A 16,497-nucleotide genomic window follows, 5' to 3' on the forward strand; every position below is an offset into this window, starting at 1 on the left:
TTCATTTGCCATTCTTCCGTTTACAATCAATGCGCGTGCCACTTGCGGAAACTCTTTAACTCATTATAGGGACCCTTCATTAATGCCTCTACTTGCTTATCTTTGGCGACATTAGGTACTTTTTTTCCTTTAACTTGCTTATAAATTGGGATTACAGAAGTAGCTCCTTCTTCAATAATCCATTGTTCTCCATCATAAGTTAACTCAAGTTCTATTCTTCCTAAATGATTTCCCCAATGCCCCGCTTGAACAATGAATGGTGTTGTCTGAGATTGAAGCCATTCATTCGGTTTTTCTGGGAAAATATTATGACTATGTCCAAATAGAATCACATCAATATTCTCAATTGATTTTAATTCATTGACACTATTCCCTTCTTGCTCCGCAAGGCCCTTATCCGCATTCACACCCACATGAGCCAAAGCTATGATGATATCTGCTCCTTTTGCTTTCATTTGGGGAATATACTGATTGGCCGTTTCAGTGATTGTCCTCATTTTTAACTTTTGCTTAAAGTAATTACTATTCCAATCGGCGACAATGGGGGTTAAAAAACCAATCACTCCAATTTTAATTGCACGTTCATCCCCATTTGCATCGACCAATGTCCGATCAAGAATCACATATGGGTTCATATATGAAACATCATCAAAGATGTTTTTCGTCATATCCTGATTGTATATATTGCTACTTATAATGGGAAAAGTCGCATCTCTTAAGCTTTCTGTTAAAAAGCCGATACCATAATTGAATTCATGATTTCCGAGTGTCATGGCATCATACCGTAGTGTATTCATGACATGAATAACCGGGTGAGTTTGTCCTAAATGCATCAATCTTGTTTGAAATATATAATCTGCAAATGCATTTCCTTCTAAGATATCACCAGTATCAAATAACAGGACATTTTTGTTTTCATTACGTTCACTTTTAATTAAGGTTGCGGTTCTAACGAGTCCAAAATCGCTAACAGATTCGCCTTCATCGTTTTCATCCATCATATGACCATGCATATCTGTTGTTTGTAGAATCCGTAATTTTACTGGAGCTGCTGATGTGGCATAAGCGCTAGGAAATAGCGATAAACCCAAGAGCCATCCAATGATAGGAAGTATAAAGAAAACGACAGTTATCTTTCGCATATGACTTTTCATCATTTCACCTCAACACATTTGATGAATTCTTATTTTGTCATGACTTACTTAAAATCATTCGATGGAAAGTAGAATTGTCCTAAACCACTTTATTCCAATTAGTACATTTATGACACGTATTGTGCATATGTTAGAACAAGCTATTATATTTTTTTATCTAAAGAAAAATATATGAAATTAAAAAAAAGTAGGATAGAATAATAAATATAAGGAAAGACTGAGAGGATGTAGGTTTTGTATAAGATATGTTTATCAATGATGTTCATTTGCTATATGTTCATTACGCCATTTTTAACTGAGGATATAAACGAGCATCGTTCTTTACATTATGATGATGATGTTCAAATAACGGCTACTTTTGCTACATTTAAAAGGCCTACAGAGATGGTTATACCAGAAGAAAATAATCCTATTGTACATAAAATCAATGATTTTGTTCGCTTAGAAGAACCCCATAGCATCATTCAGGAGAACCAACAATCAAAACAGGATCGATTTCAACTACCCGTCCAGTATCAATCCAGTTATTTATCTAATCTCCTTATATAAAAAGATGCTTTATTGTTGAAGATTTTATAGGGGGAATGTGAAAATGGAAAATTTCAAGAATTGGTTACAAAGTAGCGGGATTAAAAGAGTTATTATTTTTGCAATTCTCGTATTCGCTTTATTTTTAATGAGAAGTATGATTAATGTCATCCTTATTACGTTTATTATTTCCTTTCTAATGGACCGGTTAGTAAATCTTGTCTTGAAGAAAGTGAACATAAATCGAAAATTCACAGTAATCGGTCTTTACTTATTCATTATTGCGATATTTACTGTTGGAATCAGCAGATATTTACCAGTTATTATTTTTGAAATCTCGCAACTGATTGGACAAATGCAAAGTTTCTTTAGCCAAAAACATGACAATATTATCATGAACTATATTACAGAATTATATGAACGAAATGAAATATCATCTTATTTAGAACAAGGGGTAACCGTTCTACTTAAATACTTCTCTGATATAAGTTCATTTGGTATACAATTTTTGATTTCACTTATTTTAAGTATTTTCTTCGTTTTAGAGAAGCCGAAATTGATTGCCTTTACAAACAAATTCAAATATAGCAAAGTTGCACCATTTTATAATGAGATTGCTTACTTTGGTTCTAAGTTTGTTCAAACATTTGGCAAAGTAATTGAGGCACAATTTATTATTGCCCTTGTGAACTGTGCATTAACAACATTTGCACTATGGATAATGGATTTTCCCCATTTAATGGGATTATCTATTCTTATTTTCTTTTTAGGCTTAATACCAGTTGCGGGCGTGATTATATCATTGGTGCCATTAAGCTTAATCGGATATACGATTGGTGGATTCATGCTAGTCATTTATTTATTAGTCGTCATTATGATTATTCACGCAATCGAAGCATATATACTTAATCCAAAGCTAATGTCATCAAAAACCAATTTACCTGTCTTCTATACTTTTATCGTATTGATTTTCGGGGAACATTTCTTTGGCGTATGGGGACTTATTGTCGGTATACCAGTGTTCGTCTTCTTACTAGATGTATTAGATGTGAAAACGACAGGAAAAAAGTCGGTAAAAGTGTAAATATAAGATAAAAGCTGTGCATAATGTTAATGTCCCCTTTAAGTAGACATACAAAAAAACCTTCATGTTACCATGAAGGAAAGAATACTACTTGGAGGGGATTTTTCTATGGCAAAGAAAGGACAAACTTTTAATAGTTATTCGGAAGAGTTTAAACATAATGCCGTCATGAAATATGTGAATGGGTCTAAAAGTTATAAAGCATTGGCAGAGGAACTGGGAATCCGTCACTGTAGCCAGCTTAAAGTGTGGGTTAAGAAATGGAAAGAAGGAGCCCCGTTTGATGAGCGTAAAGGAGTTTCTAATCCTTTAAAAGGCAGGCCTAGGACTAAATTTAAGTCGGTTGAAGAGGAAAGGGATTATTTGAAAGCACAAGTTGAATTTCTAAAAAAGCAGTATCCAAATCTGGTAAAGGAGGAGAAAACCCCAGACGAATGAAATATGAATTGGTGGATGAGTTAAGGGTTACCTATCCGGTCTCCTGGCTGTTGGAGATTGCCTATATCAAACCGGCAAGCTACTACAAATGGAGAAAAAACAATCATAAACGAGAAGAAAAAGTTAGGGATGAACAAGAGATTCGAGAGCACATTTTGGGCATACATTTCATGCATCCCGAATATGGACGACCCCGTATTACAGACGAATTAAATGAAAACGGGTATTTAATTAATCACAAAAAGGTCTACCGATTGATGGCGGCAATGAACATCCAATCAGTCATCCGAAAAAAGAGAAAACGACATGGTCATATTCCTTCTAACCTCTTTCCTAACCGTCTGAAAAGGAAGTTCAAGGCGGTAGGACCTAATCAAAAAATGGTAACGGATATCACATTTGTGTCTGTTGGCGAAGAATATTATTATTTATCGGTCATACAGGATCTCTTTAATAACGAAATAGTAAGTTGGGAGCTAGCCCAAAGAAATGATTTGGAACTTGTGTTAAAAACGGTAGAGAAATGGACAAAGAAAAAAGACGTGGCTGGAGCCGTTCTCCATTCGGATCAAGGCTTCCAGTACACGTCAAAAATATACAGCAACCGATTAAAGGATTATGGCATCGAAGGCAGCCACTCTCGCAAAGGAAACTGCCTAGACAATGCCTGTATAGAATCATTCTTTTCACACCTCAAAACCGAGAAGCTGTATATAAGTAAGTGTAAGGGAGAAGAAGAGCTAGAGCAAGCTCTTGAGGATTACATTTACCATTACAATTACAAACGAAGACAAAAGAAACTAAAGAAACGCGCGCCGATTGAATATCGACACGCGCTCACTGCTTAGCTTTTTATGTTGTCTACTTGACAGGGGCAAGACCATAAAGCACGGCTTTTATTCTTCATTTTTCTCCTGAAGCTTTTAGCTGTGAATGACGGCATTATCGTTAAATCAGTTGAATTTGTACACCCCCGATTAATGTGGGGTACCCCTTCATTTATATTACCTCCGCACGAATCTTTACTTTAAAATAAACTCAAGGGCTAGTAACAATCGATGAGAAATATAAAAAAGAAACCTCCTAGGTAGTTGTTCTCGTGAGGTTTCCTTACTGTTGATTTTGAATGGACTTTAAACCCGTTATAATTAAAAATAAAGCATATATAAGTAAGAAAACACCTGGAACAATTAATAATAACGCGCTTCCCTCCCTAGACTGTGCGAATTGTGTAAAATAGCCTGCGTAAGGGATAGTAAAGCCGGTATACTTAGCTGTTACATTGTCGGAAAGTACGAGATCTTTATCAATTGTATTATTATTATCTCCTTTTGTTTCATACATGGTGTGCACGCCACTATGGATAACATTATGAATACGATGGGTAACAGGAATGCCTTCTTCACTTTGAAAAGTGATAATATCTTGCTTTTGTAAAGATTGCTTTTCATCCTGCTCTAATGGTTTAACGGCAATAACTGCACCTGTTTGAAACGTTGGTTCCATAGAACCAGATAACACAGACTTTAATTGGTACCCTAAAATTGTTGGTTCCCCGCCTGATGCTTTAGCAGCAACAACAACAACCGCTAACACGATAACTATCACCATTAAGAAAACTGTCAAAGACGTACTAAACCAATTAAGTACCTTTCTCATTTATTCAACTTCCTCTTCTTCCAGTGTTTGTTCAATTTCGTCATCAGAAGATGGTTTTTCGTTACTAACTTCCTCTTCTTCCAGTTCTTCTTGGTTATGTTCAACATCGACTTTTTTTTCTTCTTCTTCTTCAGTACTTTCGTTTTGCTCCTCCTGCTGTTGCTTATCTTCTTTTGGCATCTTTTCATCCTCTTGCTTTTCTATCCCTTGGTCATTTTCCTTTTCATGCTCATTTTCTGTCTCTCGTTTTTTCTCACTATCGCCTACTTCTGCATTAGATGACCAGACTTTACTCTCTACATTTACATCAACGGAGGTTGAATATGTATAACTTGCTTTTGTTTGTCCTATTAAAACTGAATGGAAAGTCAAAATGAGAGAATAGATAGACAGAACAGAGAGTAATAAAACAATTTTTCCATTGCGCTTCATGTTATATCCCCTTTTCTTTCAAGGGCTGGGGAACAAAGATCATTTCCCCAGCATGTTTTAATTACTGAACGCCAACAGCGTTATAAGCTTGTTCAACTGCAGTAACTGCCGCTGAATCTTCACCATAGAGATCTTCTGCAGCATCGATGGCAGCTTGTCTCATCATGGCAAATGTTGAATTTGGTGTTAAATAAACCGATAAGGCCCGATAATAAATTTGTTCTGTTTTTTCTCGGCCAACACCAGTTACTTCCACTCCGTAATGCTCTCCCCCTTCAGAGACAAGGTAAGCAGCTTTATTATTAATACTACTATTAATATGGACACCACCATTATCAAGAGAGCCTGTATACCTTCTATCCCAATGATCTGGATAAGGTTGTTGTGTTCTATTCTCAATTAAACTAGCTGGGTCTTCCATAGAGCGTAATCCAATCGCCCCATTCGCCATAATATCTTCACCGATAATCCAATCATCTCGATCGACCATAGCACCGAATATATCAGCAAATGATTCATTCAACGCACCTGATTCATTGCGGTAAATTAACCCTGCTGTATGTTGAATGACACCGTGAGACATTTCATGTGCAGCCACATCGAGACCACCAGCTAGCGGATGAAATCTAATACCATCACCATCTCCATAAGACATATATACACCATTCCAAGAAGCATTGTTCCAATTATCCCCAACATGTACACGGGAGAGTAATCTTTGCCCTTGATCATCTACAGAGTTGCGATCAAAGGTTTTTTGGTAATAGTCGTATGTCTTTTGAGAATTGGCATGAGCATCAACTGCAGCACCATCGGTAAATAACTTACTTCTACTAACAATATCTTCATTAATATTATTATCATAATCGTATGTAATGACCCCATCACCTCTTGTTTGGTCATACATTTTAAACAAACCATCAATGTAAGATGCCTTAAACATTTGTTTATCTCCGAATACACCATAACCAAATGCCGTTATTTCATTTGCTGCATTAAAGGAATCAATAATCTGCCCATTCTCTATATTTACAAAGTAATGCCAATACCCTACTTCCGGAGAGGTGGTGGAAGCTTTCACAAGATAAACAGGATAATAGTTATCATTAAACTTGTAAATGAATTTTTCTGCTGTTACTTCACTATCATATTGTTTTACTTCGCCAATTGATGCTTCTATTCCTGCTGTTGCAATGGAAATAGCCTTTTTTTCACTTATTTGTTCGGATGAAGTTTTTATTTCAACATCGATGTCTGAAACGACTTCACCATAAAAAGTAACTTTATCAGTATCTTTTCTAATATTAAAAGTTTGTTCTGCTCCATATATAGGAATACCTTTATATAATTGTTGCAAACGATAGTGATGAAAGTTTTCATTTTTAATAAATTCATAATCTTTTATTGTGAAATTTTCGCTCATTTGTTTATTAGATAAATTGAATTGCTTACTTTTAGAAAGTAGATAGCTTTCAAGTATTTGTTTAGGCTCAACAGTCTCACTTACCTTCATATGCTCAGTAAGCTGAGATGATTCGCTATACAGTTTGGTTTGTGATTCATTTGCATAAACTTGCCCTTGAATAGGACTCGCTAGCATCCCTAAAATGAATGCTGTTGATAATACTTTCGTTTTTATCGACATGCAAAAACGCCTCCCCATTGCTTATTTTAATTTACTTCTCCTCACCAGCTGTTTGTGAAGCATTAAATACCCATTCTAGATTTAACTGGTCCCCTTGGAATTGGTTTTGATCTTCACCGTTTTCAATAAATTCGAATTGTACCCATATTTCATTTGTTTCTCCTGGAGCTAGGCCACTATTCTGCTTCCATAAAGGATCCCATAGGTCTCTTTGAACGATATCAGGGTCCATATTTTTCAATTCATACAAAGTTGTCTCAAAAATAGGTTCAGACTCTTTCTCCCAATTCCACAAAAAGTTCACACGAATATGTTTGCCAAAATCTTCTGTATTATCAGATAATTCATCCGATACTTGGTAATTTGTAAGCAGGTGAACGGATTCAATTGGCAACGAACCACTATTACTTAAAACAAGCTCTCTCGTGACTGTGTCACCCGGTTTTATGTTCTCAACTTGAAACACAACCTCAGGATTAATTGATAAGTCTAGTGTGCCAGCAGCAAATACATGATTCGTCGCTACTTCATCGGAAAAATAGGCAAATGTCCCTCCTCCAACCAGAGCCAATCCAAGTGCTGCTGACATCATCCCAGATGCAAGCTTTCTTTTCACTCCCATAGTAAATCTGCTCCTTTCAACCCTTTATTTTGACTTTTCTTCATTTGCTGAGACTTATAAGAAAAGCTTACGTCAAACATAAAGGAATCAATGGTTGGAATTAAGTTTCCTATGCCCTATTTAAATATAGTCATATTCCTTCATTTTTCACATTTTTAGTAAAAATGAGGTATTTATTACCATTATTATAGGCGGAAAAAGTGATTTTTCAAGCTTACTATTAGCAACCCTGTTATATGCCAAGCTTGTTATTCCCTTTGCCCTTCTCCTACCTATAGTACTTAGGTATTTGTCTCATCCAACACCAAAAGTTGAGATTTAACTATGCCGTTTCTCTATTATTCTATGATTGTCACAAAGAGTTGTATATAGGGTTATTTAATATCAAGTGGACAGATTTTTAAAAAACAAAAGGGGATTGGACCTCATAAAATGTTCCATATGAGAAAATCCATTTCCCCTATAAAAACTTTTTACTTAATGTGCTTAACAGTTTTATACCGCCAAACTCCATTTTCCATTCCCTTCTCTACTTTGTTCTTTTCTTCCAAATAATCTAAGTGACCAATCACCTCTGACATTACAAGGCTGAACTGCGTATAATATTTGTCAGGGTAAAAATGTTGGGCAAGTGCACTCGCTGTTTTTTCTTCTTCAGAAATATAGGACAGGAATTTTTCAGCTTTTCTTTCTATCCCTTTCAACCTTTTATGTATAAGTAAATGTGGCTCCGTTATACGTTCCCCATGCCCACTATAACAATAGTCAATATCATAGGTTAAACATTTTTGCAGTGACTCCACATACTCAAGGACCGTCTTTCTTCTTTCACCATTCATATAAGGTTCAATTAAAGCATTACTTGATATATGGGCGATAAGGTGGTCTCCACCTAACATCACATTGTTTCTTTCATCTATTAAAGCGATATGATCAGGGGCATGTCCTGGTGTTTCAATTACTTTTCTATTAATAATATAATCATTTTCACTTAACGTTCTATAATCAGCACGCAATCCCTCGTTTTGTTTTTCTATGACGATATTCTTAAGCTGCTGTACTCTTTGTTCACCTTCCGTCCCACAACCCATCTCACGATATAACCTTTCATAAAAAGAAGTTCTTTGTTCAAAAAATGACTTTTCCCTCTTTAACCGAGGAATCGCTTCAGCATGAACATAGACGGGGATATTATGCTTTTCAATGATTCTAGGAATCAAGCCTATATGATCCTCGTGTGAATGAGTAAGGATGATTTCATTGATATCCTCTAACAGAAATTGATGGCACTGTAGTGTTTGAAGAAATTGCTGCCAACATGCTTCATGATTAATTCCAGCATCTATTAATGTTAACCCTTTACTGCCTTCTACAATAAAAAAATTAAAAGACCGCAAATCACTGTTTGTCGGTATGGTTATTGGATAAATCATGACCTTATTCCCCCTACTAAACTATTTACCTAAAAATGATTGAGTGAGCACTCAATCAAAATGTCTTATTTCTCTAAAAATTTCACTGGCAATGATTATCTCTTAAGTTTTTTTATACAATATAGTATAATAAGTATGATTGTCAAACCGACCATTGCCACGCGAATATTGTCCATACTTGAGGTGATAGAATGGAATTTCATGCAGAAACAACAAAAGATAAAGTGTTATTTTTATTAAAAAAAGAGTCTTCCATGTCTGTCAACGACCTTAAGGAACGCCTGAATATTAGCCATATGGCGGTGAGAAAACATTTAACCGGATTAGAGAATAGCGGTTTAATCGCATCTATAGAAACGAAACAAGCGCTAGGTCGCCCGACTCAATTCTACTATTTAACAAGTAAAGGCGAACATTCTTTTCCGAAAAATTATGAAGGTCTATCACTTGAATTTCTCAATGATATCGAAGAATTGTATGGCAGTGAAGCAATTGAAAACTTATTTATGAAACGGGAAAAGCGACTAGTGGAAGAGTACGAAAATAGATTACTAGAACAAGCGCCTGATATGAAAATGCAAACATTATTAAACATTCAAAATGAAAAAGGCTATATGGCATACTTGTCAAAAACAGGAACAGACGAATATGAGCTCACAGAGTTTAATTGTCCCATTCTTTCCATAGCCCAATCTTATAAAACAGCTTGTCATTGTGAAACCCAATTGTTCAAGCAAGCATTAAACACAAATCAAGTCCACCGTGTAAGATGCAAAACAGAAGGGCATGATCATTGCCAATTTAAAATTAAATTTAATTGACTGAACTATTACTTGATGGAGTAATAGTTTTTCTTTTTTATTGACACTGGTCGGTTGATTGTTTTGTGGATTTTTAGGGCCTCCCTTTTTGTATGTATCTTCTTTTTATGACATGTCGAATAGGAACAGCAGAGTATATTTTTTACTTTGTGTTTGTGGTTTGTGTGTATTTTCTATTTGTCCCCTCTTTTTCCTAGATTCCTCATAGGTTGTGTGCTTTTTGTTTTTAGCTTTTAAATGCTTCTACCTCTCATTATGTATATAAAAAAGACCCAAAATCAAATTTTGGGTCCCTCATCAACATCCTTATTTTGATGCTGCGAATAATTTGTTTACTTCATCCCAATTCACAACATTGAAGAATGCTTGAACATAATCTGGGCGTTTGTTTTGATATTTTAAGTAGTAAGCATGCTCCCAAACGTCAAGACCAAGGATTGGTGTTTTACCTTCCATTACTGGGCTATCTTGGTTTGGTGTGCTTGTAATAGATAATTGACCATTTTCAGATACTAACCATGCCCAACCAGAACCAAAGCGTCCAGCTGCAGCTTTAGCGAATTGGTCTTTAAATGCATCATAGCTACCAAAAGCTTCTTCAATTGCACCAGCAACGTCACCAGTTGGTGCACCGCCACCGTTTGGAGAAAGAAGTGTCCAGAACAAGCTGTGGTTTGCATGTCCGCCACCGTTATTACGTACAGCTGTACGAATATCTTCAGGAACAGCGTCTAAGTTAGCAATTAGTTCTTCAATAGATTTGCTAGCTAACTCGTCATGTCCTTCTAATGCAGCATTTAAGTTGTTTACATATGTTGCATGGTGACGATCATGGTGGATTTCCATTGTTTGCGCATCGATATGTGGTTCAAGCGCATCATTTGCATAAGGTAATGCTGGTAATTCGTGTTTAGCCATTTTGAATTCCTCCTAATATGTAAAATCTATTTACACTCTATATTTTAGAATACCTTATCTACTTTTTCAACTAATAAGTATAAAAAGTAGCTAGAAAATAAAACTTCCTATTTCTACCTCCTTTTGTTAAAATTGGTATAAAATGAGTATGAGGATGATTTTATGAAAGCAGTCCTCCTTTGATATCGATGGTACGTTAGCCAAAACATTAAATTTTTACGCTGCGTTAAACAAGATGTTTAACAATTTAATGAGCATACACTTTCACATCATGAATGCCTATCAATGTTAGGACCATCAGAAACAGGGATTTCTGAAAACATCTAAAGCTTACCAAACGACGGAGTTTCGATCACAAGCAAATATTGAATTGGATGATTAACTAACATGGTGTAAAGGTTATCAAAGGGGATGAGATAATGAGCGACCAGTGGTTAACATGGGCGAGGAAAATCCAAGCGATTGCACAATCTGGCTTAGCCTTTTCGAAAGATATCTATGATATTGAAAGGTATGAGCAGTTAAAAGAACTGAGTGCTGAGATCATAGGTGAGTACTCAGGACAATCAACAGACGAAATTGTGGCCGTATTAAGTAATGAATCAGGCTATCAAACACCGAAAATTGACGTTCGAGGCGTTGTTTTCAGGAAAAACAAAATATTGCTAGTGAAAGAAAATGTTGATAACAAATGGTCCTTACCAGGTGGTTTTTGTGATGTTGGCTTATCTGCAAGTGAGAATGTTATAAAAGAAATTCAAGAAGAATCAGGTTTTATTTGTGTTGCGAAGAAGCTCATTGCCTTGTTGGATATGAATAAGCACCCGCATCCCAAACAAATCTTCCATTATTATAAAATATTTATTTTATGTGAGATTACGGGCGGACAAGCTACCTGCGGAATAGAAACCGAAGCGATTGATTTTTTTCCTGAAAACAACTTACCTCCACTATCCCTTAATCGAAATACGGAAGAACAAATCAAAATGGCATTTGGCTTCCTTAAAGATCCTCATACATTCCCCATCATCGATTAATCAAAGAAAAAAGCCCATTCCCATTTTTGGTTATGAGCCTTTTTCTTATGCGTCAATTGTTATCTTCTGTAATCGCTCTTGCCACTCTTCATCTGTTAAACCATTTTCTTTCACGTATAAATTATCAGGGTGTGTGCGGCATTCATCCGAACAGCTCCGTAAATATTTATGCTCGTTTTCTTCTGTCGTCATAAAACGTTTATCACATTCAGGATTAGCACAATTGACATAACGTTCACAAGATTCACCAGTGAAATAGTCTTTTCCGACAATGGTATGTTCTTTCTGATTAATTGGCACACTGATTCTTTCATCAAATACATAACATTGACCGTCCCATAGTTCTCCTTGAACTTCTGGGTCCTTACCATATGTGACAATGCCACCATGTAGCTGACTCACATCTTCAAAACCTTCTCTTACTAACCAACCAGAGAATTTTTCACAACGTATGCCACCTGTACAATATGTTAAAATCTTCTTACCAGAAAGTTGGTCTTTATGTTCACGTATCCAATCAGGTAAATCACGAAATGCTTCAACATCCGGTCTAATCGCCCCTCTAAAGTGGCCGATATCATATTCATAATCATTTCTTGCATCAATAACAACAGTATCCTCTGCTTGCATTGCTTCAAAGAATGCTTTTGGCTCTAAATATTTGCCTGTGATCTCATTAGGATTGAGATCATCCTCAAGTTTTAATGTCACTATTTCATTACGAGGTCTGACATGCATTTTCTTGAATGCATGGCCATTCGTTTCATCAATTTTAAAGACCATATCACTGAAGCGTTTGTCGTTTTTCATCATATCTATATACGCATTTGTTTGTTCCACTGTGCCTGAAACCGTACCGTTTATACCTTCTTTGGCAACAAGGATTCTTCCTTTTAATCCGAGCTCACGACATGCTTTTAAATGATGTTTACTAAAGGCTTCAGGATGTTCGATTGTTACATATTTATAATAGAGTAAGACGCGGTATTGATTATTTTCTTCTGTCATTTCTTCCACCTGCTTATTTCTGTTCTTTCATTTGCGATAATAGTTCACTGGGCGTTTCACATTGTATAAACTCGCCATTAACTATTGCATATGGACTTTTCTTGCATTGCTTACAATGTGATTGGCATTCATATTGTTTGTAAGATACCTCTTTACTAGAAAGAAAAGGACCAAATAGCGTAAAGTCTTCATCAGTATAAAAACGATCGAGGTTCTTTTCACAAAATTCTATCGTAACTTGTTCTTTTTTCGAAAAAATTTTATTAAATAATCCCATTTACAACATCCTTTTTTAGATGTCTATTTCATATTTATCCGTAGAATACTATACCATGCTTTGACAAGCATTTTCAAATAGATTTGTAACCATTACCTTTCCCTAATCTCATTCACTATAACTTTTAAACCGTTCGTCAAAGGAGATTTGCTCATACTAGCAATCATTTCTGCTCTATCCAATTCCATTTGTCTTAACGTATGTAATAAGGAACCAATTGCTTCTTCCTCAACTACTTTAGCGAATCCTTTTTGTGCAAAAGACTCAGCATTTAACAATTGATCTCCTCTACTTTGTTTTTTAGATAGGGGAATGATTAACATGGGCATATTTAGTGCTAAAAATTCAAATAACGCATTGGATCCACCCCTTGTGATTACACAATGAGTAGCGGCAAGGATATGTGGTAATTCCTCATGAATATATTCAAATTGTTTATAACCTGCTTTCCCTAGTAAACTTTCATCAACTTGACCTTTTCCACAAATATGCACAACTTGATAGTTACCTAATAGATTCGGTAATTCCTTGCGAACTTGTTCGTTTATCTTTTTAGCACCTAAACTACCACCCATAACAGTAATAATTGGCTTTACACTAGAAAAATGAAGCAACTTTAGGGCCGTGTTTTTATCGCCGTTAAATATTTCTGGCCGTATTGGTGAGCCAATGGCAAACACTTTTTCTCGCGGAAAATAAGCTTTCGCTTCTTCAAACGAAGTGAACACCTTTTCAGCAAACCGTTGGGCAATTTTATTTGCTAATCCGGGTGTTAAATCACTCTCATGGATAAATGCTGGTATTTTTAGCATTTTAGCAGCAATTATTACGGGGACTGATACAAATCCACCCTTTGAAAAAAGCAAATCAGGTTTTATCTGTTTTAAGATTCTCCTTGCGTCAATTACACCTTTCATGACGCGAAAGATATCCCTTACATTCTCTAAGTCTATATATCTTCTTAATTTCCCACTGGAAATTGAAAAATAAGGGACCTCGGTCTTTGCGATCAACTCCTTTTCAATGCCTGTTTTCGAACCTATGTAAAAAAAATCGACTTCGTTCTGTAATTCTGTAATAAGGGCGAGATTAGGGGTAACATGCCCCGCTGATCCCCCTCCTGTTAAAACTACTTTTTTCTTAGCCAACATAAATCATTCTCCTCATTCTCTTATTTAATGGTCTTACTGTTATTTTATTTTCCTAACCCCTCCCATGCAAATTTGATTTCTTCTATTTCAGCCTGAGCTCCTCCCTCATCATGAACATCAATAAAGCCAATTGCGCGGTTTAAACTTGTGCCTATTTGATTCAGTTCATTTTTCTCTACAGAAAACTGCACTCGCATCTGAACAGTTAAAAACCCTTCTTTGGCTCTATTGATTTGTTTTTTTGCACTTTTCCAATCACCTTCGTGAATTGATTGTTCAACTAAAGAAAGCGTCCCTATTACATCATCCCCTTCAACAAGTGGTTGTTTAAGAAAATCTCCAGACTTCATTGTAAAAATAAAAATAGCCAATATAAGTAATGGAATCAATTTATAAAGAATAAACTCTTTCATTTACTTCAATCCTTTAAAATCTGTTATATCTACGGGTTTTTTCATTTTATCATGATAAGCGTCAATAAAGAGCATCCCGTTGCTATCAATAATCGCTAGAAAGATATCACTAATTTTTGTATATCCACGATTTTTTAATTCTTTCATCAGCCATTCCTCAGATTTTTGCAATTGCTGCAAATTATTGCGGACAAGCACACCATCATAAATTAATTCCGTCCCTATTCCTTTATATGTAGACTTTAACTGTAAATCTCTTGGGGTAACTGGTAAATAATCCGCTTTTTTTAACACGGATATTTGCCCATCTTTTTCTACAATTGCATAATCTACCTCTTTTAAATCAAATATCCCTTTTTCTCTTAGTTGTTCTTGGAGATCAGAGATACGGTAACGCAGTTTCTTCATAACTTCATCCATAATTTCCCCATCCATAATAACGATGACAGGCTCCCCATCGAAATAGATTGATGCTTGTCGCCACTTCATTGTTACTTTTTGCAGACATAATACAAGAACCGTCCATGTAAATAGCCCCACCCAATATGGCCAAGCATCTGTGGCGATGTCTGCTGAAAGATTTGCGGCCATAGAACCAATCGAGATACCTAAAATGTAATCAAAGAATGTGATTTGACTCACTGTTTGTTTACCTAAAAATCGTGTAAATATAAGTAATGTACCAAAAGCAATAATCGACCTTACAATAACGACCGATGTCTCATTCATTGACTTCACTCCTACAATCATTGCCTTTAGTATGAGCAGAACTAGAAAAAGTATCCAGAAAACCATTGAAGTTTGAGGGGAGTAAATAGATTTTTTACAAATGAAATTTTTTTGTATAGATACAAGGGTTCTTATTTAAAGAATCAAGATTCTCGCACCATCTTCACAAGTTTTGCTTGCTTAGTTAACATCTATTTAATTTTACATTTGTTAGTTGCACAATAGATTGCTTTATCCTTTGTCAATTAATATGAACAACACAAAAAAATGAAGCCTTATTAGACTTCATTTCATTTTCTCCCTATATATCTAATTCTAAGAAAATCGGACAATGATCACTACCCATTGTTTGACAGTGTGCACCGGCATCTTTGATTTGTGCTTTTAATTTTTCCGACACGATAAAATAATCAATTCGCCAGCCAATATTCCGCTCTCTCACTTTGGCCATGTACGACCACCATGTATAGACATCTGTCTTTTCTGGATAAAGGTATCTAAAAGTATCGACAAACCCTGATTCAAGGAGAATTGTCATTTTCCCGCGTTCTTCATCAGTAAATCCTGAATTTCCAATATTGGACTTTGCATTCTTCAAATCAATTGTTTGGTGTGCAACATTTAAGTCCCCTGTATAAATCACCGGTTTTTCCGCCTCTAACGAAAGCAAATATGTTTTTAATTCATCTTCCCATTGTAAACGATAGTCTAATCGGGATAGATCTCTTTTTGAATTCGGTGTATATACATTTACAAGGTAAAACGTTTCAAATTCCAACGTGATAATTCTACCTTCTTCTTGTTCTTCGTTTTCCCCTAAGCCATATTTTACTGATAAAGGTTTTTCTTTCGTAAAAATAGCGGTTCCTGAATAGCCCTTCTTAACAGCATAATTCCAATATTGATGATAGCCTTTTAAATCTAATTCAATTTGACCCGCTTGAAGCTTTGATTCTTGTATACAAAACACATCCGCATCCACTTCTGCAAAAAAGTCGAGAAAGCCTTTCTTCACACAAGCACGCAAACCATTTACATTCCATGACACAAATTTCATGTTGCTAAACTCCCCTTTTTCTCTATCTGTCCCTTCTTATTCTATAGGAAGTTTGTCTTTGATAAAAGCCTTGTGATTTGCTATAGTTTTT

Annotated in this window: 19 protein-coding genes; 6 read left to right on the top strand and 13 right to left on the bottom strand. The window is 35.6% G+C overall.

Annotated elements, in window-relative coordinates; genetic code table 11:
- Positions 1-26: 26 nt before the first annotated feature.
- A complete protein-coding gene (locus MKX83_RS13240) occupies positions 27-1,154 on the bottom strand; it encodes a metallophosphoesterase (RefSeq protein ID WP_341055769.1) in 1,128 nt (375 codons plus the stop codon).
- Positions 1,155-1,388: 234 nt separating this feature from the next.
- Here MKX83_RS13240 and MKX83_RS13245 point away from each other — a divergent pair, with 234 nt between their 5' ends.
- The 4 genes from MKX83_RS13245 to MKX83_RS13255 all read left to right on the top strand — a co-directional run bounded on the left by MKX83_RS13245 (position 1,389) and on the right by MKX83_RS13255 (position 4,052).
- Positions 1,389-1,703 carry a hypothetical protein gene (locus MKX83_RS13245; protein WP_224936638.1) on the top strand — a complete coding sequence of 105 codons (315 nt, stop codon included), beginning with the start codon at positions 1,389-1,391 and terminating at the stop codon, positions 1,701-1,703.
- Positions 1,704-1,746: 43 nt separating this feature from the next.
- Positions 1,747-2,766 carry an AI-2E family transporter gene (locus tag MKX83_RS13250; RefSeq protein WP_224936639.1) on the top strand — a complete coding sequence of 340 codons (1,020 nt, stop codon included), beginning with the start codon at positions 1,747-1,749 and terminating at the stop codon, positions 2,764-2,766.
- Positions 2,767-2,874: 108 nt separating this feature from the next.
- Positions 2,875-3,204, top strand: coding sequence for a transposase (locus MKX83_RS24655; RefSeq protein WP_251161713.1), 330 nt, complete (start codon positions 2,875-2,877; stop codon positions 3,202-3,204).
- A complete protein-coding gene (locus MKX83_RS13255; RefSeq protein ID WP_373370910.1) occupies positions 3,201-4,052 on the top strand; it encodes an IS3 family transposase in 852 nt (283 codons plus the stop codon). The genes MKX83_RS24655 and MKX83_RS13255 overlap by 4 nt, the downstream gene beginning before the upstream one ends.
- A gap of 262 nt (positions 4,053-4,314) precedes the next feature.
- Here the strand turns inward: MKX83_RS13255 and sipW are convergent, their stop codons facing one another.
- From sipW to MKX83_RS13280, 5 genes are all read right to left on the bottom strand, one after another.
- Positions 4,315-4,863: a signal peptidase I SipW gene (gene sipW, locus MKX83_RS13260; RefSeq protein WP_328198016.1), complete on the bottom strand. Its 549-nt coding sequence runs from the start codon at positions 4,861-4,863 to the stop codon at positions 4,315-4,317.
- Complete coding sequence (locus MKX83_RS13265) at positions 4,864-5,295, bottom strand: hypothetical protein (protein WP_095373106.1); 432 nt, start codon at positions 5,293-5,295, stop codon at positions 4,864-4,866.
- A 61-nt stretch (positions 5,296-5,356) separates the two neighbouring features.
- On the bottom strand, positions 5,357-6,940 hold the full coding sequence (locus MKX83_RS13270; RefSeq protein WP_341055774.1) for a M4 family metallopeptidase: 1,584 nt from the start codon (positions 6,938-6,940) through the stop codon (positions 5,357-5,359).
- A gap of 31 nt (positions 6,941-6,971) precedes the next feature.
- Positions 6,972-7,562: a CalY family protein gene (locus MKX83_RS13275; protein WP_307313603.1), complete on the bottom strand. Its 591-nt coding sequence runs from the start codon at positions 7,560-7,562 to the stop codon at positions 6,972-6,974.
- Between the two features lie 473 nt (positions 7,563-8,035).
- Positions 8,036-8,995, bottom strand: coding sequence for an MBL fold metallo-hydrolase (locus MKX83_RS13280; protein WP_328198013.1), 960 nt, complete (start codon positions 8,993-8,995; stop codon positions 8,036-8,038).
- A gap of 191 nt (positions 8,996-9,186) precedes the next feature.
- Here MKX83_RS13280 and MKX83_RS13285 point away from each other — a divergent pair, with 191 nt between their 5' ends.
- A complete protein-coding gene (locus MKX83_RS13285; RefSeq protein ID WP_328198011.1) occupies positions 9,187-9,816 on the top strand; it encodes a helix-turn-helix transcriptional regulator in 630 nt (209 codons plus the stop codon).
- Positions 9,817-10,122: 306 nt separating this feature from the next.
- Here the strand turns inward: MKX83_RS13285 and MKX83_RS13290 are convergent, their stop codons facing one another.
- Positions 10,123-10,734, bottom strand: coding sequence for a superoxide dismutase (locus MKX83_RS13290; RefSeq protein ID WP_095373101.1), 612 nt, complete (start codon positions 10,732-10,734; stop codon positions 10,123-10,125).
- Between the two features lie 419 nt (positions 10,735-11,153).
- On the opposite strand from MKX83_RS13290, the gene MKX83_RS13295 reads away from it, so the two are divergent.
- The gene (locus MKX83_RS13295; protein WP_341055778.1) at positions 11,154-11,771 is read left to right on the top strand and encodes an NUDIX hydrolase; all 618 of its coding nucleotides are present in this window, start codon (positions 11,154-11,156) and stop codon (positions 11,769-11,771) included.
- 45 nt (positions 11,772-11,816) lie between these two features.
- Here MKX83_RS13295 and trhO read toward each other — a convergent pair whose 3' ends face one another.
- The 6 genes from trhO to MKX83_RS13325 all read right to left on the bottom strand — a co-directional run bounded on the left by trhO (position 11,817) and on the right by MKX83_RS13325 (position 16,406).
- Positions 11,817-12,779, bottom strand: a complete 963-nt coding sequence (gene trhO / locus MKX83_RS13300) for an oxygen-dependent tRNA uridine(34) hydroxylase TrhO (RefSeq protein ID WP_341055779.1) — start codon at positions 12,777-12,779, stop codon at positions 11,817-11,819.
- A gap of 13 nt (positions 12,780-12,792) precedes the next feature.
- Positions 12,793-13,056 carry a DUF1450 domain-containing protein gene (locus MKX83_RS13305; RefSeq protein WP_095373098.1) on the bottom strand — a complete coding sequence of 88 codons (264 nt, stop codon included), beginning with the start codon at positions 13,054-13,056 and terminating at the stop codon, positions 12,793-12,795.
- A 92-nt stretch (positions 13,057-13,148) separates the two neighbouring features.
- Positions 13,149-14,204: an undecaprenyldiphospho-muramoylpentapeptide beta-N-acetylglucosaminyltransferase gene (locus tag MKX83_RS13310; RefSeq protein WP_412728597.1), complete on the bottom strand. Its 1,056-nt coding sequence runs from the start codon at positions 14,202-14,204 to the stop codon at positions 13,149-13,151.
- A 47-nt stretch (positions 14,205-14,251) separates the two neighbouring features.
- Complete coding sequence (locus tag MKX83_RS13315; RefSeq protein ID WP_307313588.1) at positions 14,252-14,620, bottom strand: DUF4363 family protein; 369 nt, start codon at positions 14,618-14,620, stop codon at positions 14,252-14,254.
- Positions 14,621-15,349 carry a DUF421 domain-containing protein gene (locus MKX83_RS13320; protein ID WP_095373096.1) on the bottom strand — a complete coding sequence of 243 codons (729 nt, stop codon included), beginning with the start codon at positions 15,347-15,349 and terminating at the stop codon, positions 14,621-14,623.
- 301 nt (positions 15,350-15,650) lie between these two features.
- Positions 15,651-16,406 carry an exodeoxyribonuclease III gene (locus tag MKX83_RS13325; RefSeq protein WP_341055780.1) on the bottom strand — a complete coding sequence of 252 codons (756 nt, stop codon included), beginning with the start codon at positions 16,404-16,406 and terminating at the stop codon, positions 15,651-15,653.
- Between the last annotated feature and the right edge of the window lie 91 nt (positions 16,407-16,497).

Origin of the sequence: Cytobacillus sp. FSL M8-0252 (genome assembly GCF_038007345.1) — a bacterium.
In the GTDB taxonomy this organism is placed as follows: Bacteria; Bacillota; Bacilli; order Bacillales; family Cytobacillaceae; genus Cytobacillus; species Cytobacillus kochii.

Bases quoted from the DNA above. Each gene is read 5' to 3' on its own strand.
- trhO (WP_341055779.1), bottom strand. From the start codon at position 12,779: ATGACAGAAGAAAATAATCAATACCGCGTCTTACTCTATTATAAATAT.
- MKX83_RS13290 (WP_095373101.1), bottom strand. From the start codon at position 10,734: ATGGCTAAACACGAATTACCAGCATTACCTTATGCAAATGATGCGCTT.
- MKX83_RS13315 (WP_307313588.1), bottom strand. From the start codon at position 14,620: ATGAAAGAGTTTATTCTTTATAAATTGATTCCATTACTTATATTGGCT.
- MKX83_RS13280 (WP_328198013.1), bottom strand. From the start codon at position 8,995: ATGATTTATCCAATAACCATACCGACAAACAGTGATTTGCGGTCTTTT.
- MKX83_RS13325 (WP_341055780.1), bottom strand. From the start codon at position 16,406: ATGAAATTTGTGTCATGGAATGTAAATGGTTTGCGTGCTTGTGTGAAG.
- MKX83_RS13275 (WP_307313603.1), bottom strand. From the start codon at position 7,562: ATGGGAGTGAAAAGAAAGCTTGCATCTGGGATGATGTCAGCAGCACTT.
- MKX83_RS13265 (WP_095373106.1), bottom strand. From the start codon at position 5,295: ATGAAGCGCAATGGAAAAATTGTTTTATTACTCTCTGTTCTGTCTATC.
- MKX83_RS13295 (WP_341055778.1), top strand. From the start codon at position 11,154: ATGAGCGACCAGTGGTTAACATGGGCGAGGAAAATCCAAGCGATTGCA.
- MKX83_RS13305 (WP_095373098.1), bottom strand. From the start codon at position 13,056: ATGGGATTATTTAATAAAATTTTTTCGAAAAAAGAACAAGTTACGATA.
- MKX83_RS13320 (WP_095373096.1), bottom strand. From the start codon at position 15,349: ATGAATGAGACATCGGTCGTTATTGTAAGGTCGATTATTGCTTTTGGT.
- MKX83_RS13250 (WP_224936639.1), top strand. From the start codon at position 1,747: ATGGAAAATTTCAAGAATTGGTTACAAAGTAGCGGGATTAAAAGAGTT.
- sipW (WP_328198016.1), bottom strand. From the start codon at position 4,863: ATGAGAAAGGTACTTAATTGGTTTAGTACGTCTTTGACAGTTTTCTTA.
- MKX83_RS13240 (WP_341055769.1), bottom strand. From the start codon at position 1,154: ATGAAAAGTCATATGCGAAAGATAACTGTCGTTTTCTTTATACTTCCT.
- MKX83_RS13285 (WP_328198011.1), top strand. From the start codon at position 9,187: ATGGAATTTCATGCAGAAACAACAAAAGATAAAGTGTTATTTTTATTA.
- MKX83_RS13255 (WP_373370910.1), top strand. From the start codon at position 3,201: ATGAAATATGAATTGGTGGATGAGTTAAGGGTTACCTATCCGGTCTCC.
- MKX83_RS24655 (WP_251161713.1), top strand. From the start codon at position 2,875: ATGGCAAAGAAAGGACAAACTTTTAATAGTTATTCGGAAGAGTTTAAA.
- MKX83_RS13270 (WP_341055774.1), bottom strand. From the start codon at position 6,940: ATGTCGATAAAAACGAAAGTATTATCAACAGCATTCATTTTAGGGATG.